The sequence below is a fragment of the Candidatus Fonsibacter ubiquis genome, from assembly GCF_002688585.1.
Taxonomy (GTDB): Bacteria; Pseudomonadota; Alphaproteobacteria; order Pelagibacterales; family Pelagibacteraceae; genus Fontibacterium; species Fontibacterium commune.
Window position 1 is genome coordinate 1,140,235 of record NZ_CP024034.1, and the last position, 19,968, is coordinate 1,160,202.

20 protein-coding genes are annotated in these 19,968 nt (G+C 30.2%); 11 read left to right on the top strand and 9 right to left on the bottom strand.

Annotated elements, in window-relative coordinates; all coding sequences use genetic code 11:
- The first annotated feature begins 5 nt into the window (after positions 1–5).
- The 9 genes from lnt (at position 6) to pnp (ending at position 10,824) form a co-directional block, all read left to right on the top strand.
- Positions 6–1,544, top strand: coding sequence for an apolipoprotein N-acyltransferase (lnt, locus tag CR143_RS06230; protein WP_099340963.1), 1,539 nt, complete (start codon positions 6–8; stop codon positions 1,542–1,544).
- Positions 1,537–2,700, top strand: a complete 1,164-nt coding sequence (gene metK / locus CR143_RS06235; RefSeq protein ID WP_099340964.1) for a methionine adenosyltransferase — start codon at positions 1,537–1,539, stop codon at positions 2,698–2,700. The genes lnt and metK overlap by 8 nt, the downstream gene beginning before the upstream one ends.
- A 1-nt stretch (position 2,701) precedes the next feature.
- Entirely contained in the window at positions 2,702–3,352 is a 651-nt protein-coding gene (trmB, locus tag CR143_RS06240) for a tRNA (guanosine(46)-N7)-methyltransferase TrmB (RefSeq protein ID WP_099340965.1), read from the top strand.
- 82 nt (positions 3,353–3,434) lie between these two features.
- On the top strand, positions 3,435–4,979 hold the full coding sequence (gene nusA / locus CR143_RS06245; RefSeq protein ID WP_099340966.1) for a transcription termination factor NusA: 1,545 nt from the start codon (positions 3,435–3,437) through the stop codon (positions 4,977–4,979).
- A gap of 22 nt (positions 4,980–5,001) precedes the next feature.
- Entirely contained in the window at positions 5,002–7,218 is a 2,217-nt protein-coding gene (infB, locus tag CR143_RS06250) for a translation initiation factor IF-2 (protein ID WP_099340967.1), read from the top strand.
- 2 nt (positions 7,219–7,220) lie between these two features.
- Positions 7,221–7,598 (top strand): 30S ribosome-binding factor RbfA, encoded by a 378-nt coding sequence (gene rbfA / locus CR143_RS06255; RefSeq protein ID WP_099340968.1) that lies wholly within the window; start codon positions 7,221–7,223, stop codon positions 7,596–7,598.
- Entirely contained in the window at positions 7,591–8,469 is an 879-nt protein-coding gene (truB, locus tag CR143_RS06260; protein ID WP_099340969.1) for a tRNA pseudouridine(55) synthase TruB, read from the top strand. The genes rbfA and truB overlap by 8 nt, the downstream gene beginning before the upstream one ends.
- Positions 8,470–8,472: 3 nt before the next feature.
- Positions 8,473–8,742, top strand: coding sequence for a 30S ribosomal protein S15 (gene rpsO / locus CR143_RS06265; protein WP_099340970.1), 270 nt, complete (start codon positions 8,473–8,475; stop codon positions 8,740–8,742).
- Between the two features lie 6 nt (positions 8,743–8,748).
- Positions 8,749–10,824 (top strand): polyribonucleotide nucleotidyltransferase, encoded by a 2,076-nt coding sequence (gene pnp, locus CR143_RS06270; protein ID WP_099340971.1) that lies wholly within the window; start codon positions 8,749–8,751, stop codon positions 10,822–10,824.
- On the opposite strand, the gene CR143_RS06275 is transcribed toward pnp, so the two are convergent.
- The 9 genes from CR143_RS06275 to ubiE form a co-directional block, all read right to left on the bottom strand.
- Complete coding sequence (locus tag CR143_RS06275; RefSeq protein WP_099340972.1) at positions 10,821–11,609, bottom strand: enoyl-ACP reductase FabI; 789 nt, start codon at positions 11,607–11,609, stop codon at positions 10,821–10,823. The genes pnp and CR143_RS06275 overlap by 4 nt on opposite strands.
- Before the next feature lies 1 nt (position 11,610).
- Positions 11,611–12,825 (bottom strand): beta-ketoacyl-ACP synthase I, encoded by a 1,215-nt coding sequence (gene fabB, locus CR143_RS06280; RefSeq protein ID WP_099340973.1) that lies wholly within the window; start codon positions 12,823–12,825, stop codon positions 11,611–11,613.
- A 9-nt stretch (positions 12,826–12,834) separates the two neighbouring features.
- Positions 12,835–13,341 (bottom strand): bifunctional 3-hydroxydecanoyl-ACP dehydratase/trans-2-decenoyl-ACP isomerase, encoded by a 507-nt coding sequence (gene fabA, locus CR143_RS06285; protein WP_099340974.1) that lies wholly within the window; start codon positions 13,339–13,341, stop codon positions 12,835–12,837.
- A gap of 71 nt (positions 13,342–13,412) precedes the next feature.
- Positions 13,413–13,892: an SH3 domain-containing protein gene (locus tag CR143_RS06290; protein ID WP_099340975.1), complete on the bottom strand. Its 480-nt coding sequence runs from the start codon at positions 13,890–13,892 to the stop codon at positions 13,413–13,415.
- On the bottom strand, positions 13,889–14,641 hold the full coding sequence (locus tag CR143_RS06295) for a HesA/MoeB/ThiF family protein (RefSeq protein WP_099340976.1): 753 nt from the start codon (positions 14,639–14,641) through the stop codon (positions 13,889–13,891). Before CR143_RS06295 ends, CR143_RS06290 begins: the two co-directional genes overlap by 4 nt.
- 6 nt (positions 14,642–14,647) lie before the next feature.
- Positions 14,648–15,088, bottom strand: coding sequence for a dUTP diphosphatase (gene dut, locus CR143_RS06300; RefSeq protein ID WP_099340977.1), 441 nt, complete (start codon positions 15,086–15,088; stop codon positions 14,648–14,650).
- Positions 15,088–16,311 (bottom strand): bifunctional phosphopantothenoylcysteine decarboxylase/phosphopantothenate--cysteine ligase CoaBC, encoded by a 1,224-nt coding sequence (gene coaBC, locus CR143_RS06305; RefSeq protein WP_099340978.1) that lies wholly within the window; start codon positions 16,309–16,311, stop codon positions 15,088–15,090. Before coaBC ends, dut begins: the two co-directional genes overlap by 1 nt.
- 4 nt (positions 16,312–16,315) lie before the next feature.
- Positions 16,316–17,884, bottom strand: a complete 1,569-nt coding sequence (ubiB, locus tag CR143_RS06310) for a 2-polyprenylphenol 6-hydroxylase (protein WP_099340979.1) — start codon at positions 17,882–17,884, stop codon at positions 16,316–16,318.
- A gap of 6 nt (positions 17,885–17,890) precedes the next feature.
- Positions 17,891–18,607 carry a bifunctional demethylmenaquinone methyltransferase/2-methoxy-6-polyprenyl-1,4-benzoquinol methylase UbiE gene (gene ubiE / locus CR143_RS06315; RefSeq protein WP_099340980.1) on the bottom strand — a complete coding sequence of 239 codons (717 nt, stop codon included), beginning with the start codon at positions 18,605–18,607 and terminating at the stop codon, positions 17,891–17,893.
- A 42-nt stretch (positions 18,608–18,649) separates the two neighbouring features.
- On the opposite strand from ubiE, the gene mutM reads away from it, so the two are divergent.
- Both mutM and rpsT read left to right on the top strand, forming a co-directional pair.
- Positions 18,650–19,513, top strand: coding sequence for a bifunctional DNA-formamidopyrimidine glycosylase/DNA-(apurinic or apyrimidinic site) lyase (gene mutM / locus CR143_RS06320; RefSeq protein WP_099340981.1), 864 nt, complete (start codon positions 18,650–18,652; stop codon positions 19,511–19,513).
- A gap of 46 nt (positions 19,514–19,559) precedes the next feature.
- Positions 19,560–19,820, top strand: coding sequence for a 30S ribosomal protein S20 (gene rpsT, locus CR143_RS06325; RefSeq protein WP_099340982.1), 261 nt, complete (start codon positions 19,560–19,562; stop codon positions 19,818–19,820).
- The last annotated feature ends 148 nt before the right edge of the window (positions 19,821–19,968 follow it).

Genomic DNA, 19,968 nt, shown 5'->3' on the forward strand with positions numbered 1-19,968 from the left:
TAAAGATGTCAAAAAAAAATATTTTTTTTATTTATATTTTTTTATTATTATTAGGTTCTTTATCTAGCTTTTCTTTACCGCCTTATAACTTTATCTTTATAAATTTTATTACTTACTCTTTATTTTTGTATTCAATAATTTTATTTAAAGAAAAAAAATTAAAAATATTTAATTTTTTTTTTTTAGGTTTTACTTTTGGATATGGATATTTTGCAAGTAGTCTTTATTGGGTTTCACACTCATTAACTTTTGATAGACAGTTAACTTTTTTAATTCCAATCGCAATATTGGGCCTGCCTATTTTACTTGCAGTTTTTTATGGACTTGCAGTGCTTGTTATTTATTCTTTTATAAAAAGAAGTTATATTTTTTTATTAATATTTTCTATTTCTTTGTCAGTATTTGAATATTTACGAGGTATATTATTTACAGGCTTTTCTTGGAATTTAATATCTTATTCATGGAGTTTTTCACTTGAGAATATTCAAATATTAAAATTTATTGGTACATACACTTTTAATTTTTTTAGCATTCTTATATTTTCAATTTATTTTAATTCTTTCTGGCCTGTTCGGTTTAAGAAAATATTAATAAATTCTTTTTTTTTATTTTTTATTCTGATTTTTAATTATTTTTTTGGAAAAATTATTATAAATAACACAGAGTTCATTCAGTATAACGATGTTAAAATTAAAATAGTTCAGCCTAATATTAATATTGCCAAAACCTGGGGAATTGAAAATGAAAAAAGAAATTTAAATTTATTACTAAGTCTCAGTAAAGTTAGTAAAGATGAAAAAACTTTAATTGTATGGCCTGAAGGTATGATTCAGCAAACCAATCCTAAAGATCTCTACAAATATAAAGAATATTTTAATAAAAATTTTTCTAAAAATCATTTGATTATTGTTGGAGTAACTAATCCAAGTATTACAGGTAATAAAATTAATTTTTATAATTCCTTAGTTGTGCTGAACAATAATGCTGAAGTTGTTAGTATTTATAATAAAATTAAACTTGTTCCATTTGGAGAATTTATTCCGTTTGAGAATTTATTAACAAAGTGGGGATTAAAAAAAATTACTTTTGGATATAGTTCTTTCTCTTCTGGAAATGATAGAAAAGAGATTAAAGTATTTAATAATTTATCTTTCTTGCCCTTACTCTGTTATGAAATAATTTATTCTGGAGAACTTAAACGCAATTCTAAAGATTATAATTTTATAATTAATATTTCGGAAGATGGTTGGTTTGGAGATTCAATTGGCCCCTACCAACATCTAGCGCAAGCAGTTTTTAGGGCCGTTGAGCAAGGTGTTCTAATTGTAAGATCAACTAATACAGGTGTTTCTGCTTTTATTTCGCCTAATGGAAAAATTATAAATTCTTTAGAATTAAACAAATCTGGATTTATTGATTTAAAATTGTCTTTTTTAAAAGGAAAAACCTTATTTTCTGCATTCGAAAACTATATTTTTTATTTCACAATCTTCTTAAGTATTATATTCGTTATTGCTCTTAGAAAGATAAATAAGAATGGTTAAACAAGATTATATATTTACCAGTGAGTCAGTATCAGAAGGGCACCCTGATAAAGTGTGTGATATTATATCAGACTCAGTCCTGGATTTATATTTATCCAAATTTCCTGAAAGTAGGGTTGCTTGCGAAACCTTAGTAACTACCAACACAGTCGTAATTGCTGGAGAAGTAAGAGGGCCTGAAATAAAAAGCGATGAAATTGAAAAATTAATTAGAAATAGAGTTAAAGATATTGGCTATGAACAAGAGGGTTTTCATTGGAAAAATTTAAAGTTCACAAATTATCTCCATAGTCAATCACAAGACATAGCGGTTGGTGTTGACTCATCCGGCAATAAAGATGAAGGAGCTGGTGATCAAGGAATTATGTTTGGTTTTGCTTGTACAGAAACAAAAGATTTAATGCCAGCGCCCATAAGTTATTCTCATAAAGTTTTGCAACTAATGTCAGAGGCAAGAAAATCTGGAAAAGAAAAATTATTAAGACCTGACTCAAAAAGTCAATTTTCAGTTATTTATGAAAAGGGAAAACCAAAGGGAATTTCCTCAATAGTTGTTTCGACACAACACGATGAAAGCGTTGATCAAGAAAAAGTTAAAGAAATTGTGCGTCCTTATGTTTTGTCAGTCATCCCAAAAGGCTGGATGTGCGATGAAAGCAATTTTTATGTTAATCCAACTGGTAGATTTGTTATTGGCGGACCAGATGGGGATACAGGATTAACAGGTCGAAAAATTATAGTTGATACTTACGGCGGAGCAGCACCACACGGTGGTGGAGCATTTTCAGGTAAAGATCCAACAAAGGTAGACAGATCAGCAGCTTACGTTGCAAGATATTTAGCAAAAAATATTGTAGCCGCAGGCGTCTCAGAGAAGTGTTTAATTCAATTATCTTATGCAATTGGAGTTTCGCAACCACTTTCAATTTACATCGATTTATTTGATGGTCAGGATAAAAAGTCAAAAAAAATTGAAGAAATTATTTCTAAAAATTTTAATTTAAGTCCAAGAGGTATTCGCGAGTTATTAAAACTTAATAAACCAATCTATAAAAAAACTGCAGCATATGGCCATTTTGGCAGACAATCTGAAGACGATGGTTCATTTAGTTGGGAAAAAACAGATTTAATAAAATATTTTCAATCAAAAGTATAATTTGATCGAAGAAAAGAGAAAGATTTTTTTTGGGAGATCAAAATCAAGAGCCTTATCCAAAAGTAAAAAGTTTTTTTATTTAAATCATAAAAATGATTTTTTAGTAAATTTTGAACAAATTAAATTAGTCAAAGACAAAAATTTTATCTTAGAAATAGGATTCGGTTTAGGAGAAAATTTATTATTTCAAGCAACTAAACATCCAGAAAATTATTTTATTGGGATTGATCCTTTTATCAATGGGGTTGCTAACGTAGTTCAAAAAGCTAAAGAATTGAACTTAAACAATATTTCTATTTTAGATATACCAGTACAAAAAGTTTTAGACAACTTTTCAGATAATCTTTTTTCAAAAGTTTTTGTTTTATTCCCAGATCCATGGATGAAGAATAAGCAAAAAAAAAGAAGATTATTAAATCATTTTTTTTTAGAAAAAATTTTAAAAAAAATGAGAACTAAATCGACACTAATATTTGCAACAGATGATCAGGATTATTTTAATTTTGTGATGAAGGAGGTTTCTTTATTAAGAAAAAAAATAGACACTTTTAAATATAGTTTGGGTAACAAACATCCTATAGCGGATACAAAATACTCTAATAAAGCCAATAAATTAAAAAAAGACATTTATTTTTTAAATCTTGATAAGTAAAAAAATGTAGCATAGAATGAAAGAAATTATTGAATGTACAGAATGGGCTTAGGCCCATTTTTTTTTACAGGAAACAAAATTAATGTTAAATAACAGAGTTGATACAGTAGAACTGATTAGGATAGTTGACGCTGTAGCAAATGAGAAATCAATTGATAAAGAGCTTGTCATTACTTCTATGGAGGAAGCTATTGAGAAAGCTGCACGAACACGCTATGGGCAAGAAAATAATATCTATGTTTCTATTAACAGAGCCAATGGACAAATTGAATTAGGTCGAAAATTAAAAGTTGTAGAAAATCCAGCTAATAGTCAAAACGAAATAAGCTTGAAAGATGCTAAAAAAATTAAAAGCGATATTGCTTTAGATCAAGAAATTTTAGAACCATTACCACCCATCGATTTTGGTAGAATTGCTGCCCAAGCTGCAAAACAAGTAATCACTCAAAAAGTAAGAGATGCGGAACGTGATAAACAATATAATGAGTTTAAAGATAAAATTGGTGAAGTTTTAAGTGGAATTGTAAAAAGAATTGAATTTGGAAATATTATTGTTGATTTACAAAAAGCTGAGTCAATTATCAAAAGAGATGAATTAATTCCAAGAGAGAATATAAAAGTTGGTGATCGAGTCAAAGCTTATTGTTATGACGTTAAAAGAGAGAGTAAAGGACCGCAAATATTTTTATCAAGAGCTCATCCACAATTTATGGCAAAGCTATTTAAGCTTGAAGTGCCAGAAATTTATGAGGGAACAATTGAAATTAAATCAGTAGCAAGAGATCCTGGAAGTAGAGCAAAAATTTGTGTTACTTCAAAAGATAAATCCATAGATCCAGTTGGCGCTTGTGTAGGTATGAGAGGAAGCAGAGTGCAAGCTGTAGTAAATGAATTACAGGGAGAAAAAATTGATATTATTCATTGGTCAGAGGATCCAGCAACACTGGTGATAAATGCTTTAGCTCCTGCGGAAGTACAAAAAGTAGTTTTAGATGAAGCTTCCAAAAGAATAGAAGTTGTCATTGATGAAAATAATTTAAGCAAAGCAATTGGAAGAAGAGGACAAAATGTACGACTTGCTTCCAAACTAATGAATTATGAAATTGATATTTTAACAGATCAAGAAGAAACTGAAAAAAGACAATCCGAATTTAAAATTAAAACAAAACGATTTATTGAAAGTTTAGAAATTGATGAAATGATGGCTCAGTTATTAGTATTAGAGGGATTTTCTTCTATAAAAGAAATAGACGGTGCTCCTTTGGAAGAAATAACTAAAATTGACGGCTTTGATGCGGAAACAGCCAATGAACTTAAAGAAAGAGCAAAAGAATATTTAGAAACCGAGTCTAAAGAAATATCTAATAGAGTTAAAGAATTAGGCATCCAAGAAGATCTTATGAATCATCCAGGATTATCCCTTGGAATGCTACTTACTTTAGGTGAGAAAAATATTAAAACACTAGCTGATTTTGCAGATTTATCTGCGGATGAAATTCTAGGCGGCTATGATGAGGTAAAGGGAAAAAGAGTAGAATTTGAGGGAATCCTACAAAATTTTGATATCGTAAGAGCTGAGGCTGAGCGTTTAATAATGAGCGCTAGAGAAAAAGTTTTTAATAAATAATAAACTCGCTTTTAGAAAAAACATGGACGTTAAAGACAAAAAGAAAAAACTCACATTAAAAAATTTTAGTGGTGGACCAGCAGCTGTTTCAAGCTATGCAAAAGGTACTGGTAATAAATCTGTTTTAGTTGAAAAGAAAAAAAATAGATCGATTGATGCAACTTATTCAGTAGACAAGGCAAAAGCCTCTGTGGCACCCCAAGACATTATAAAACCAAAGATTTTAACGAAAGAAGATACTGCAAAAGCACAAAAGTCAGCACAAGAATGGGCAAGAAAAAAAATTCAAGAAGAACTTGAGATCGATAATAGTAAAAAATTAATTAAAAAAACTCACGGTAAAAAAAGAGAATATAAACTTACTTTATCAAAAGCCCTTACGGATGCCGATGAAGATGAAAAGCAAAGAAGTTTGGCTTCTTTCAGAAGAGCAAGAGAAAAAGAAAAAAAATTAGTTCAAGAAAGTAATGAATCAACTGAGGTTAAAAAGGTTTCAAGAGAAATATCAGTTCCTAATTTAATAACTATTCAAGAGCTTGCAAATAGGATGGCAGAAAAAGCAAGTTCTATTATTAAATTCTTATTTGAAAAAAATGTAAAAGTTACAATTAATCATACAATCGATAGAGACACTGCAGAGTACATTGTTGGTTCATTTGGACATAAAGTTGTTAAAGATAATCAAATTGATGATGAATTATCAAAATTAAAAAAAGCTAAAGAGGATGAAGATACTTATTCTAGACCTCCAGTAGTAACTGTCATGGGTCACGTCGATCATGGAAAAACTTCACTACTAGATGCTCTGCGAGAAACAAATGTAGTTGCAACAGAGCACGGTGGAATTACTCAACACATTGGTGCTTATCAAGTTTTTACAGATAATAATAAATGGATGACATTTATTGATACCCCAGGTCATGCAGCCTTTACAGAAATGAGAGCAAGAGGATCTAAAATTACGGATATCGTTGTTTTGGTTGTTGCTGCAAATGATGGAATTAAACCACAAACTATTGAAGCCATCCAACATGCTAAAGCTGCAAAAGTGCCAATTATAGTTGCAATTAATAAATGCGATATTCATGGTGTTGATAAACAAAAAGTTAGGAATCAATTATTAGAACATGAGCTTGTTGTTGAAGAATTAGGCGGAGATATTCAATGTGTTGAAATATCTGCTTTAAAGAAAACAAATTTAGATAAATTAAAAGAAGCAATTATTCTACAAGCAGAAATTTTAAATCATAAAACAAATCCAAATGCTCCAGCGCAAGGAATAGTAGTTGAGTCAAAATTAGACAAAGGTAAAGGACCGGTATCTACAATTTTAATCACCAGAGGAACTTTAAAAAGAGGAGATTTTTTTGTAAGCGGTTTGCAGTGGGGAAAAATTAGAGCCATGAATAATTTTAGAGGAGAATTAGTTAACGAGGCAACTCCTTCAATGCCAGTAGAGATTATTGGTTTAACGGGCGTGTCTGAAGCGGGAGATGATTTTTTAGTTTTAGAAAGTGAGTCAAAAGCAAAAGAAATAAATGAATATAGAATTGAACAAGGAAAATCTAAAAAAACCAGTGCTCTGGTTAAGAAAAATGATGTTTTTGGTGATGTAAATAAACAAAAAGAATTATCAATTATTATTAAAAGCGATGTACATGGCTCTGCAGAAGCATTGTCTAATGCAATATTAAAAATTCAACACGATGAAGTAAAACCAGTTATTGTCTTATCATCCGTTGGAGCTATCACTGAAACAGATGTTTCTTTAGCAAAAGCCTCTAATGCAGTTTTAATAGGTTTTAATATTAAACCTAATAAAGAAGCAAAAGATCTTGCAACAAAATTAGGGGTTAATGTTTTATACTTTAATATTATCTATGAAGCGATCGAGCATATTACTAAAGCTCTCTCAGGTCTATTAGCGCCAGAAATTAATGAACAAGTATTAGGTCAATGCGAAATCTTGCAGGTATTTAAATCTTCTAAGGCTGGAAAAGTTGCAGGTATCAAAGTAACTGAGGGAACTATTATTAACAATTCTGATGTTAGAATTGTGAGAGACGGAAGCGTTGTTTACACAGGAAAAATTGCATCGCTCTATAGAGAAAAAAATGAAGTAAAAGAAATTAAAGCAGGAATTGAAGGTGGAGTTGCATTTAAAGATTTCTTAGACTTTAAAGAAAAAGATATCATAGAAGTATTCTCAGTCGTTGAAAGCGCAAGAACAATCAATTAATCATGAGCATTCATTTAAGTGATCAGCCTTTTACGCAAAGGCAATTAAGAGTGGGCGAACTTTTAAAACAGTTACTTGGAAATTTATTTTTAAAAGAAGAAGTAGCTCTTCCAAGTATTAACACTAGAGTAATTACTGTTTCAGAAGTTAGAATGAGTCCAGATTTAAAACATGCTAAAGTGTTTGTAATGCCCCTTGGAGGTAAAAATTCTGAATTTGTTTTACAATCCTTAATTAATAACAGTGGCTTAATTAAAAAACAAATGTCACGCAGTTGGAAAAATAAATTTCTTCCGAACCTTCATTTTGTATTAGATGAGTCTTTTGACTATGCAGAAAAAATTGAAAAATTAATTATTAAGACACACGAAAATGATTAATGGTTGGATAAATTTAAATAAACCCAAAGGTTTCAGCTCTGCATACTGTTTAAATGTTATAAAAAATAAATTTAAAAAAATAAAAATAGGACACGCTGGAACTTTAGATCCATTAGCAGAGGGTGTTTTGCCAATCGCACTAGGCGAAGCAACCAAAACTGTTTCATTAATACACTTACAATTAAAAAGTTATTTATTTGAAATAAAGTGGGGATCTGAGACGGATACCTTAGATTTAGAGGGTAAAGTTATAAATCAAAACGAAATCTATCCAGAAAAAAATCAAGTCCAAAATATCTTAAAAAAATTCATAGGTTGGCAGATGCAAATACCACCAAAATTTTCTGCAGTAAAAATTAATGGAAAAAGATCTTATGAACTTGCAAGAAATAATTTAGAATTTGAAATGGAAGAAAGAAAAGTTTTAATTAAAAATATTAGATTATTAAAACATGAAAGTAATAAAAGTCTTTTTTATATAAAATGTGGAACTGGAACTTATATTCGAAGCTTAGCAAGAGATATTGCGCGATCCTTAGATGGATTTTCTCATGTTACTCAATTAATTAGAACTCGATACGGAAGTTTTAGAATTAAAAACTCAAATAGCCTTGAAAAATTAATAGAAAAAGAAAGTACTGATCATTTTTTGAAATATGTGCTTGATATTCAGAGTGCTTTAATACATATACCTAGCATTAAATTAAAAGATGAAAGAATTAATTTAATAAAGAATGGAATGAAAGTTAGTTTGGTTAATGAATTTGGAAAGGTTAGTTTAGACAATATTTACACAGAGGCTTTAGATAAACCGCTTGCTCTTGGATACCTAAAGTCCGGTTTTTTTTATCCAAAAAGAGTATTTAATTAAAAAATGACAAAAAAAATTTTAAATAAAGAAAACGTTTATAAAGATTTAAAACAACATGCTAAAGATGTTGGATCGTCAGAAGTTCAAATTGCAATTTTGACCGAGAGAATTAGATATTTAACAGAACATTTTACAAAAAATAAAAAAGATAAACATTCATACACAGGACTTACGACATTGGTGAATAGAAGAAAAAAACTATTAGATTATCTCAGCAAAACAAACTCAACCAATTATAAAAAGATCTTAGAGAAGCTGAATATCAGAAAATAAATTTTAATGTTTAAAATCGTAAAGAAAGAGATTATTTGGGGTGGTAAAAAACTATCTATTGAAACTGGAAAAATTGCCCGTCAAGCGGATGGAGCTGTTATACTAACCTCAGGAGATACGGTTATTTTAGCAACCGTCGTTGGTGCAAAAAAAGCAAATCCTGAAACAGATTTTTTTCCACTTACAGTCAATTATCAAGAAAAATATTATGCTTCAGGAAAAATACCAGGTGGGTATTTTAAAAGAGAGGCAAGACCAACAGAGAGCGAAACTTTAATATCACGATTAATTGATAGACCCATTAGACCTTTGTTTCCAGAGGGTTTTAGAAATGAAGTTCAAGTTCTACCAACTGTGTTGTCATATGAGAAAGATAATGATCCAGAGATATTATCTTTGATTGCAGCTTCAGCGGCATTATCTATTTCAGGTATTCCATTTATGGGGCCCGTTGCAGCTTCTAAAGTTGGTTACATTAATGGCAGTTTTGTTCTAAATCCAACCAAAGAACAATTAAAAGACTCTCAATTGGAACTTATTGTTGCAGGAACTAAAGATGCAGTTTTAATGGTCGAGTCAGAAGCTTCAGGCTTAACTGAAAAAATAATGTTAGATGCAGTTAAATTTGGTCATGAACATTTTGGTGTAGTGATCAAAATGATTAATGAGTTTTCTTCAGAATGTTCAAAAGAGAAATGGATTGTAGAAGAAAAAAATTTAAGTGAAGTTAAGAGCAATTTATTAAAAAATGTTAAAAATGATTTAATAGCAGCGTTTTCAGAAGCCGATAAAAAGAAAAGAGGCGAACTAATTAATCTAGCAAAAGAAAAATCATTAGCTCTTTATAAAGACTCAGAACAATTTACCGAAATGGATGTTGAGTCTCAGTTTAAAAATATTGAAAAAGAAATTGTTAGAACTAAAATTTTAAAAGAAAAGAAAAGAATTGATGGGAGAGGACTGGCAGATATTAGACCAATTAAGTGCGAGGTAGGTATTTTGCCAAGAGCCCATGGTTCAGCTTTATTTACAAGAGGTGAAACACAAGCAATTGTTGTTACAACACTTGGAACTTCAGAGGATGAACAAAGAATTGAAAGTTTAGATGGATTACAAAGATCTAGATTTATGTTGCACTATAACTTTCCCCCATTTTCAGTTGGGGAAGTTGGTAGAATTGGAACAGGAAGACGTGAAATTGGTCATGGTAAATTAGCTTGGCGAGCAGTTAATTCGATTTTACCAAAAAAAGAGGAATTTCCTTATACCTTTAGATTAGTTTCTGAAATTACTGAGTCAAATGGTTCATCATCAATGGCGACTGTTTGCGGATCGTCGCTTGCTTTAATGGATGCTGGAGTTCCAATTAAAAAGCCGGTTGCAGGAATTGCAATGGGTTTAATTAAAGAAGGAGCTGATTATTCAGTGCTATCAGATATCTTGGGAGATGAAGATCATTTAGGAGACATGGATTTTAAAGTTGCGGGAACAGAAGATGGAATTACCTCATTACAAATGGATATTAAAATTACAGGAATTACATTTGAGATTATGGAGAAAGCGTTGTCACAAGCAAAAGATGGTAGAATTCATATTTTAGGTGAAATGAACAAAGCCCTTAAAGTTTCAAGAAAAGACTTGTCGAAACATACTCCAAAAATGGAAAAAGTAACCGTTGATAAAAAAGATATCGCAGCCATTATTGGAAAAGGCGGAGTGACAATAAGAGAGATCGTTGAGTTATCAGGAGCTAAAGTTGATATTAGTGATGATGGAATTGTAACTATTGCTGCACCTGATGAAATTTCAAGAAACAAAGCTTTAGAAATGGTAAAAAGTATTATCGCAAAAGCAGAAGTTGGAAAAATTTATACAGGAAAAGTTGTTAAAATTATGGAATTTGGAGCTTTTGTAAACTTCTTAGGCAAACAAGACGGTCTAGTTCATATATCTGAACTTGCAGCAAAAAGAGTAGAAAAAGTAAGTGACGTTGTAAAAGAGGGTGATGAAGTTAAAGTTAAAGTTTTAGGATTTGATAAGGGAAAAGTTAAACTTTCAATTAAACAAGCCTTAGATAGTTAAGCCTGCATATTTTTAGGATTAGGCATTCCAACGATATTATAACCAGCATCTACATAGTGAATTTCACCCGTAACACCAGCCGCAAGATCGCTTAATAAATAAACTGCAGCGCCACCTACATCATTAATATCGACATTTCTCTTTAGCGGAGAATGGTTTTCATTCCATTTATATAAAAATTTAGCGTCCCCTATCGCAGAAGCTGCTAAAGTCTTAATCGGACCTGCGCTAATTGCATTTACTCTAATTCCGTTTCCTCCAAGATCAACGGATAAATATTTAACACTCGTTTCAAGGGCAGCTTTACAAACTCCCATTACATTATAATTTGGAATAACTTTATCAGCACAATAGGTTAAAGTGATAAAGCTTGAACCTGGTTTCATTATTTTAGAAGCTTCTCTACAAACCTCTGTAAAAGAAAAACACGAAATTAGCATACTGTTTGAAAAATTCTCTCTAGAGGTATTTAAGTATTGACCTGATAATTCTGACTTATCCGAAAAGGCTATTGCGTGAACTACAAAATCTAAATTACTCCATTTATCTTTAATCTCAGAAAATGTTTTAATAATTTCATCTTTTTTTTCTACATTACAATCTAATGTAAATTTAGAGCCTAAAGACTCTGCAAGAGGAATAACTCTTTTCTTTAAAGCATCCCCTACATACGTAAATGCAAGCTCAGCCCCATGTTCATTTAATTTTTTTGCAATACCCCAGGCAATTGAGCGATCATTCGCTACACCCATGATTAATCCTTTTTTACCTTGCATTAATTTCATATTAGATACTCTCAAATACTAGAGTTGCATTCGTTCCACCAAAACCAAAGCTATTAGACATTACACAATTTAAATCTATATTTTTTTTAACTTCGGTTACAATTGGTAATCCTTTTATTTTTTCATCTAAATTCTTCACATTTGCTGATGCTGCTATAAATTTATTTTTCATCATTAATAGACAGTAAATAGCTTCTTGAACTGATGTTGCGCCAAGTGAATGTCCTGTAATAGATTTTGTTGAACTAAAAGGAGGAACTTTATCTTTAAAAACCTCTTTCATAGCTTCAATTTCTTTTGTATCGCCCACAGGAGTGGAAGTTCCGTGAGTATTAACATAATCTACCTTTGAATTTCTTAAATTTTGCATGGACATTTTCATACATCTAACAGCTCCTTCGCCAGAAGGTGCAACCATATCATAACCATCAGACGTAGCTCCATAACCGGTTATTTCGGCAAGAATTTTAGCACCTCTCGCTTTTGCGTGCTCATATTCTTCTAAGACGATAACACCGCCTCCTCCAGCGATTACAAAACCATCTCTGCTTGAGTCGTAAGGTCTAGAAGCTGTTTGTGGCGTATCATTATATTTTGAAGATAATGCCGTCATTGCATCAAACATTGCAGAAAGACTCCAATCTATTTCTTCGCCACCCCCAGCAAAAACAATATCTTGTTTTCCAAATTGAATAAGTTCCATAGCATTACCAATACAATGTGCACTCGTTGCGCAAGCAGAACTAATTGAATAATTAACTCCTTTAATTTTAAATGGAGTTGCTAAAGTTGCAGAACATGTACTTGCCATCGTTCTTGGTACAATAAATGGGCCCATTTTTTTAGGACCTGCTGATCTAGTTGAGTCGATTGCAAACATTACATTTTTAATTGAAGGACCACCCGATCCAATAATAATTCCAGTTTTTTCATTACTAATTTCTTTTTCGGTAAGCCCCGATTCTTCAATTGCCTCCTTCATTGAAAGATAAGCGTAGGCAGACCCATCACCCATAAATCTTAAAACTTTTCTATCAATTAATTCCTCGTATTTAATATTTGGAACGCCGCAGATTTGACTTTTAAAATTATATTTTTTGTATTCTTCAGAAAAAGTTATTCCAGATTTAGTATTAAGAAGAGAGTCTAAGACTTCTTTTTTATTGTTACCAATACAAGATACTATTCCAGAACCTGTGACTACAACTCTTCGCATCAATTCTCCTTAACTTTTAAATAAACCAACTTTAAGATTTTTAGCGTTGTATATTTCTTTATTATCCGCAAAGACTAAACCATCGGCTAAACCAACACAAGTTTCGCCTTTTCTTAATAATCTTTTGATATTAATTGAATATTTTACAAGTTTTACTTGTTTTATGACCTCACCAGTAAATTTTACTTCATTAACTCCAAGCGCTCGTCCATGACCGGGGTTACCTAACCAACCAAGGTAAAATCCTAATAGTTGCCACATGGCATCCAATCCCAGACATCCAGGCATCACAGGGTCGCCTTTAAAATGACAGTCAAAAAACCACAAATTATCTTTGATATCTAATTCTGCTAGGATCTCACCTTTATTAAATAACCCACCCTCAGAAGTGATGGATGTAATTCTATCAAACATTAACATGGGTGGAGCAGGTAATTTAGCATTTCCAGGTCCAAATAATTTTCCCTCTGAACAATCAATTAAATCTTGGTAGGTATACTTGTCTTTCTGTTTCATGAAAAAATTAGAGAATTTAAAATAATGATTATTAGATATTAATTTACAGTTTAATAGAGGTTTTGACAAATTTAATTGATAATTTCTTTATTTTCTAAGCCCCACACGTGATCTGTTTGTATCCATCCTTTATATTTCTGAATTTCAATTAAACACCAATTTGGAATACATTTTTTAATAGCAGCTGCTTCTAAATTTCCAATTTTTATAATTGGCTTTGAATAGATGGTTGAGTCTTTAAAAAGAACAATTCCATCCTTGGTCGTTAATAAAGTTCTTTTTCTAGATAACTGACTTAAATGAATCCAACCAATGTCTCCTTGATAATCTTTAACTTTTCTCCAAACCTCAAACTCATCAATTACCTCAACGGGCATATTTTTTTTCTCATATACAAATGCTATAGGATGAGCTGAGGAAGGACCAATCCTAAGATTAGCAACACTAGTTCTAATACTTAGATATTTTTTGGCGATAGTTTTTTGCGCCAACAGATCTGCACTTATGAAAATGGTAAAAAATAAAATAATAATTATTACTTTAAACTTCATTTTATTTTTTTAATACAATCTTTATTTTTTTTTAATTTAATTTTTTTAATTAAAAAGTTTTCAGCATTAATAATTAGGATATTTCCACATAAAGAGTTTTCAAAATTTAATATTTCGCGGATTGTCTCATTAGTCATAATTACTCCTACCATTCCTGCAAGTGTAGACAAAACACCCTCGCTTTGACAGTCCAACATATCAGTACTTGGAATATTTGGCATAAAACATCGAAGACAAGGAGAATTTTTCTTTTTAAAATTAAAAACAAAGACATGACCATCAAACTTACTAATTGCACCACAAATTAAGATTTTTTTATTTTTATAGCAATAATCATTAATTAATAATTTTGTTTTAAAACTGTCAGTTCCATCAATGATGAGATCATACTGTTTTGCAATTTTATTTATATTATTGTCATCAATTTTAGTTTTAAATTTTTTAATTTTTATTTTAGAATTAATTTTTTTTAACTTTTTTTCAGCGATATCAACTTTAAATTTATTAACATCCTCTTCATTGAATAAAATTTGTCTTTGTAAATTTGAAATATCTATTTTGTCATGATCAACAATTCCAATATTACTAACCCCAGATGAGGCAAGATAAGTTGCAACTGGTGAGCCTAATCCGCCGATACCAACGATGAGAATTTTTGTATCAATTATTTTTTTTTGACCAAAGCTGCCAATTTTTTTTAAATTGATATGAGCAATGTGCCTTTTGACATCATCATAGCTAAGTTTCATGAATATTTATCGGCCTGTTGAACCAAATCCACCACTTCCACGAACCGACCCAGGAAGTTCGTCAACTTCATGGAGTTCAGCTTTTATAACTGGACATAGCACCATCTGCGCAATTCTTTGTCCTGGTTCAATTTTAAAATTTTCTAAACTTAAATTTATTAATATAACCTTGATTTCACCTCGATAATCAGCGTCTATTGTTCCGGGCGTGTTTAGAACGCTAATACCATTTTTTGCAGCAAGACCAGATCTTGGCCTTACTTGTATTTCATAACTTTCAGGGATAGCCACAGCTAACCCTGTTGGTATTAAAACTCTTTCATTGGGCTTTATAATTATTTCTTTGTCGATATTAGCAATTAAATCTAGACCTGAAGAGCCCAAGGTTTCATATTTAGGCAGATCTTTATGTTTGTAATTTATTTTTTTTACTAAAATTTTAACCATTACTGAATAAGGGCATGAAGAATTTTATTAGATAGTTTTTTAGCAATTTCTGATTTTGTTGATTTATTAAATTTTTCGACTTCTTTGTTTTTAGAAATTAAAAAAACCTCATTATAATCTGAATTAAAACCAATCGATTTATCAGCTACATTATTAGCTACAATCCAATCACAGCGTTTATTTTGAATTTTCTTTTGTGCATTTTCAATTATATTTTGTGTCTCTGCTGCAAAACCAACAACTAGTCGTGGTCTGTTAATATTTTGGCTTGAAATGAAAGACAAAATATCAATATTTTTTTCAAGCTCTAAATTAAAATCTTCTAACCCTTCTTTTTTTATTTTTTCTTCACTATAATTTTTAACTTTAAAATCAGCCACTGCAGCAGCGCAAACAGCAACATCTACTGGCAAATTATCCTTGCAAGCTTCAAACATTTGTTTTGAAGTTGTAACGTTAATTACCTCAAGATTATCTTGATTTTTAATATTTAAAGAATTTGGACCAATCACAAGTTTTGTTTTAAAACCTAATTCATTAAGTGACATCGCAATTTCAAAACCTTGTTTTCCAGAAGATTCGTTAGATAAAAATCTTACCGGATCAATATATTCACGAGTGCCTCCAGCAGTTACTAAAGCTTTCAAATTTTTGCTATTAAATAAATTTTTTGAGAGAAAATAGTTTTTAATTGTTAATATAATTTCTTCAGGAGATGACATTTTACCAACTCCGACTTCACCGCATGCCATTTCACCAATAACTGGACCAATAAATTTATATTTAAACTGTAGAAGTTTTTGATAATTTTCTTGGTTTGCTGGATTATTCCACATCTCAACATTCATGGCTGGAGCAAGAAAAATAGGTTTATTAGAGGCCATAATCACTGTTGTCGCAAAGTCTTTTGCTTCGCCGCGTGCAAAATTAGCCATTAGATTAGCAGTGGTCGGCGCAACCAGTATTAAATCACACCATCTTGAAAGTGTAATATGGTCCATTTCAGTTTCATTATTTGGATCAAATAAATTCTCAAAAACTTTATTTTTAGAAAGAGCAGAAATCGATAACGGAGTTACAAATTCTTTTCCAGAATTGGTTATAATAGTTTTAACTTCACAGTTATTTTTTCTAAGTTCTCTAATAACATCTAGAACTTTATAAGCAGCTATTCCACCACCAATGATGATAAGAATTTTTTTATCCGCAATTGAATTTAGCATTGCGCTATTTGAATACTATTAGCAATATAATTACAATAATTAATAAACCTATAATTAGATAAGTCTTTTTAAATTTTAAAAATTCTTTATTAATTTGATATTCGTTATTTTGGTTTTGATTTTTTATAAATTCATATGAATTTAAAAGTTCCATCGCTTTGTTAGCTCGGTTTATCATTTCAGGCAATTCTGGAAGTTTATCTAAGAGCTCTGTAGTCGTTTTTAATATTTTATCTATTCTATTTTTAGGACCAATTTCATTATTTAACCAACCCTGAAGTACTGGTTTGGAAATTTCCCAAATATTTGCATCTTCATCTAATGATCGCGCAACTCCTTCGACAACAACCATCGTTTTTTGTAACAATAAAAGCTGAGGTTGAGTTGTCATATTGAATTTTTCAGTTACTTCAAAAAGTCTGGCTAATAACTTACCCGCAGAGATATTTTTTGCAGATTGGCCAAAAATCGGCTCCCCAATTGTTCTTAGAGCTTGAGTGAAGTTATCTATAGACTCCGTATTTGGAACCAAACCAGCAATAAAGTGCACTTTTGCAACTTTTTCATAGTCTCGGTTAATAAAACCATACAATATTTCTGCTAGATATTTTCTATTTGCAAGATCTAGCCTGCCCATAATTCCAAAGTCAACAGGCACAATGTTTTGGTCTTTATCAACAAAAAGATTGCCTTGGTGCATATCACCATGAAAAAAACCATCACCCACAGCCTGGCGTAAAAAATTTTGTATTAATAATCTTGATACTTTTTTAAGATCAATTTTATTTTTGATTAGTAATTCTTTATCTTTAATTGAAATTCCATCCACTTTTTCAATAGTTAAAACTCTTTGTCCAGTAAAATCCCAAAATATAGAAGGAACTTTAAAACCTTCATCTTGATTAGTATTTTTTTTTAATTCGCTTGCAGCTGCTGCTTCATACCTTAAATCCATTTCAATGTTAGTGATCTCTTTGAGAAGGTCAATTATTTTTACTAATTTCAATCTTCGACTTTTTTTAACACTGAATTCAATAATCGATGCCAAAAACCGTAGAGCATCAAGTTCTTTATGAAAAATTTTTTCTATATTGGGCCTTAATATTTTAATGGCAACATTTATTTCTTTTTTCTCGTTATTAATAATTTTCGCAAAATGAACTTGAGCAATAGAAGCGGCAGCAATTGGTTTGCTTAAGTAAGTGATCTGTTGGTATTTTTCTTCACCCAACTCTTTTCGCAATGCCTCTTTTGATTGAGATATATCAAAAGCAGGCATTTGATCTTGTAGTTTTTGTAACTCTTGCGAAAATTCTTGACCAACAATGTCAGGACGTGTTGCAAGAAATTGACCCAGTTTGATAAAAGCTGGCCCTAAAGTTAAAAAAGCATTTTTTAGTCTCTCTCCTGGACTTTTGTTTTCTGAATCTTTTTTGAAAGTAGTTAAGCTAAAAATCTTAATTAGAATTTTAATAGATAAAGGTGGTCTATAAAATTCTTCAAAAATAGATAAACTGTTAGATCGCGCTAAAGCTCTGCCAATTTTAATAAGTATAAAAAAATTAGATAACATATTAAATTATTTTTTTTTCCACCCGGAGTGAATCGCTGCAACTCCAGTTGTTAAATTTCTATATTCATTATTAATAAATCTAGCTTCTTTCATAAGATCTAGTAATTGTTCTTGATTATAAAAATCTCTAATACTTTGTATTAAGTATTCATAAGGCTTTTTATCTCCAGCCACTAATTTTCCAATATGTGGAATTAGATTTGAGTAAACAGAATAAAATTTATCGATAATCTCATTATTAATCTTTGAAAACTCTAAGCACATAAATCTTCCACCAGGCCTAAGTAATCGATAAGCCTCTTTTAGTGTTTTTTTAATATCAGTTACATTTCTTATACCAAAACTAATTATGTAGTAATCAAAACTGGAGTCCTCTAAAGGCACGAGTTCAGCGCTAGCGCAAAGAAAATTAATATTTTTGTAATGACCAACTTTTTTTTTGCTTTCATTTAACATCTCAACATTTTGATCTACTAGCGTTGCATGTCCGGTAAATTTAGTACGTTCAATATAAATTTTTGTTATATCTCCTGTACCAGCAGCCATGTCTATTAATTTTGAATTTAGTTTTGGTTGTAACCAATCTATTAAATTTTCTTTCCATAAACGGTGAATACCAAATGACATGATATCATTCATCAGATCGTATTTTTTAAATACAGAGTTAAAAACGTTATTTACAAAGTCTTTTTTTGAATTTTGTTTTGTATTAGTATCCTGCATTCTTTAAATATAGAACATTTGTAATCAATAGTCATATAGTTAATGCCAGAATTACCAGAAGTAGAAGTAACGCGAAGAACCTTATTAAAATTTATTAAAAATAAAGTCATCGAAAATATAAAAATAAATAATTCTAATCTAAGATTTAAAATTCCTGAAAATTTTAAAAAAATTATTATTGGTCAAAAAATTGTTAATATTTTAAGAAGATCAAAATATATTCTCATTTATTTAAAGAATAATTATGTGATTATTTCTCATTTAGGAATGTCAGGTAAATTTTTAATAAAAAATAATTGTTATAAAAATTTTTTAAAAACTAGTTATTACTCAAATGAGTTTTCCTCAAAGCATAATCATTTAGAATTTATATTTTCTAATAATTTTAGAGTCATTTATAATGATCCAAGAAGATTTGGTTTTTTTATATTAGACGAAGCTTCAAAATTAGAGTTTAATAAATTTCTTAATAAATTAGGTCCAGAGCCATTAGGTCGAAATTTAAAAAAAAATTATCTAATATCAAAAATGAAATTAACACAAAGGACTATCAAAACTTTATTGATGGATCAAAGTTTTATTTCAGGAATAGGAAATATTTATGCGAATGAAATTTTGTTTTTAGCAAAGATAAAACCAAATAAAATTTCATCCAGATTAAATTTAGTCGAGATTACAAGACTTTACTTATCCATTAGTAAGGTTCTTAAAAGAGCATTAAAATTAGGTGGTTCAAGCATTAAAGACTTTAAATCTTTAGTTGGCCAAAAAGGTCGCTTTCAAAATGAATTTAAAGTTTATGATAGAGAGGATTTAAAATGTCTTAGAACAAGATGTCCTGGGTTAATAGCAAGGGTTGTATCTCAAGGAAGAGCAAGTTTTTTTTGTAACCAATGTCAAAATTAAGTAATTGACCCTAATATCCTCAACTTATATATAATCCCCATTAAATATGGCAAACACAGTCTCCGCTATCCGTGCAGTAAAAAAAATTAAAAAAAGAACTCAAGTTAATAAAATTAGAGTTGGAAAGTACAAAGCTGCAGTAAAAACTATTGAAGAAGCTATAAAATCTAAAGATAAAGCAAAGGCAATAAAACTATTCTCAACTTTTCAATCACAGGTTATGAAAGCTTCTAAAAAGGGTTCATTAAAAAGAACTACAGTTTCAAGAAAAGTTTCTCGTATTTCAAAACAAATTTCTAAATTATAAAAATAATTATTTTATCAATCATTAGTTGATAAAAAATTTTTTTAATCAACTTAAAAGTTTAAACTTAAAAGTTGAAAAAATAAAATTTTAAATTCTTTTCTTGTATTTACAGAATTAAAAAAATACAACACACTTCTTTTTTTTAAAA

What these genes read in the sequence shown, in the direction of transcription:
- fabB (WP_099340973.1), bottom strand. Translation starts at nt 12,825, where the DNA reads ATGCGAAGAGTTGTAGTCACAGGTTCTGGAATAGTATCTTGTATTGGT.
- pnp (WP_099340971.1), top strand. Translation starts at nt 8,749, where the DNA reads ATGTTTAAAATCGTAAAGAAAGAGATTATTTGGGGTGGTAAAAAACTA.
- coaBC (WP_099340978.1), bottom strand. Translation starts at nt 16,311, where the DNA reads ATGCTAAATTCAATTGCGGATAAAAAAATTCTTATCATCATTGGTGGT.
- infB (WP_099340967.1), top strand. Translation starts at nt 5,002, where the DNA reads ATGGACGTTAAAGACAAAAAGAAAAAACTCACATTAAAAAATTTTAGT.
- lnt (WP_099340963.1), top strand. Translation starts at nt 6, where the DNA reads ATGTCAAAAAAAAATATTTTTTTTATTTATATTTTTTTATTATTATTA.
- rpsT (WP_099340982.1), top strand. Translation starts at nt 19,560, where the DNA reads ATGGCAAACACAGTCTCCGCTATCCGTGCAGTAAAAAAAATTAAAAAA.
- metK (WP_099340964.1), top strand. Translation starts at nt 1,537, where the DNA reads ATGGTTAAACAAGATTATATATTTACCAGTGAGTCAGTATCAGAAGGG.
- nusA (WP_099340966.1), top strand. Translation starts at nt 3,435, where the DNA reads ATGTTAAATAACAGAGTTGATACAGTAGAACTGATTAGGATAGTTGAC.
- rpsO (WP_099340970.1), top strand. Translation starts at nt 8,473, where the DNA reads ATGACAAAAAAAATTTTAAATAAAGAAAACGTTTATAAAGATTTAAAA.
- fabA (WP_099340974.1), bottom strand. Translation starts at nt 13,341, where the DNA reads ATGAAACAGAAAGACAAGTATACCTACCAAGATTTAATTGATTGTTCA.
- rbfA (WP_099340968.1), top strand. Translation starts at nt 7,221, where the DNA reads ATGAGCATTCATTTAAGTGATCAGCCTTTTACGCAAAGGCAATTAAGA.
- CR143_RS06275 (WP_099340972.1), bottom strand. Translation starts at nt 11,609, where the DNA reads ATGAAATTAATGCAAGGTAAAAAAGGATTAATCATGGGTGTAGCGAAT.
- ubiB (WP_099340979.1), bottom strand. Translation starts at nt 17,884, where the DNA reads ATGTTATCTAATTTTTTTATACTTATTAAAATTGGCAGAGCTTTAGCG.
- CR143_RS06290 (WP_099340975.1), bottom strand. Translation starts at nt 13,892, where the DNA reads ATGAAGTTTAAAGTAATAATTATTATTTTATTTTTTACCATTTTCATA.
- CR143_RS06295 (WP_099340976.1), bottom strand. Translation starts at nt 14,641, where the DNA reads ATGAAACTTAGCTATGATGATGTCAAAAGGCACATTGCTCATATCAAT.
- mutM (WP_099340981.1), top strand. Translation starts at nt 18,650, where the DNA reads ATGCCAGAATTACCAGAAGTAGAAGTAACGCGAAGAACCTTATTAAAA.
- dut (WP_099340977.1), bottom strand. Translation starts at nt 15,088, where the DNA reads ATGGTTAAAATTTTAGTAAAAAAAATAAATTACAAACATAAAGATCTG.
- ubiE (WP_099340980.1), bottom strand. Translation starts at nt 18,607, where the DNA reads ATGCAGGATACTAATACAAAACAAAATTCAAAAAAAGACTTTGTAAAT.
- truB (WP_099340969.1), top strand. Translation starts at nt 7,591, where the DNA reads ATGATTAATGGTTGGATAAATTTAAATAAACCCAAAGGTTTCAGCTCT.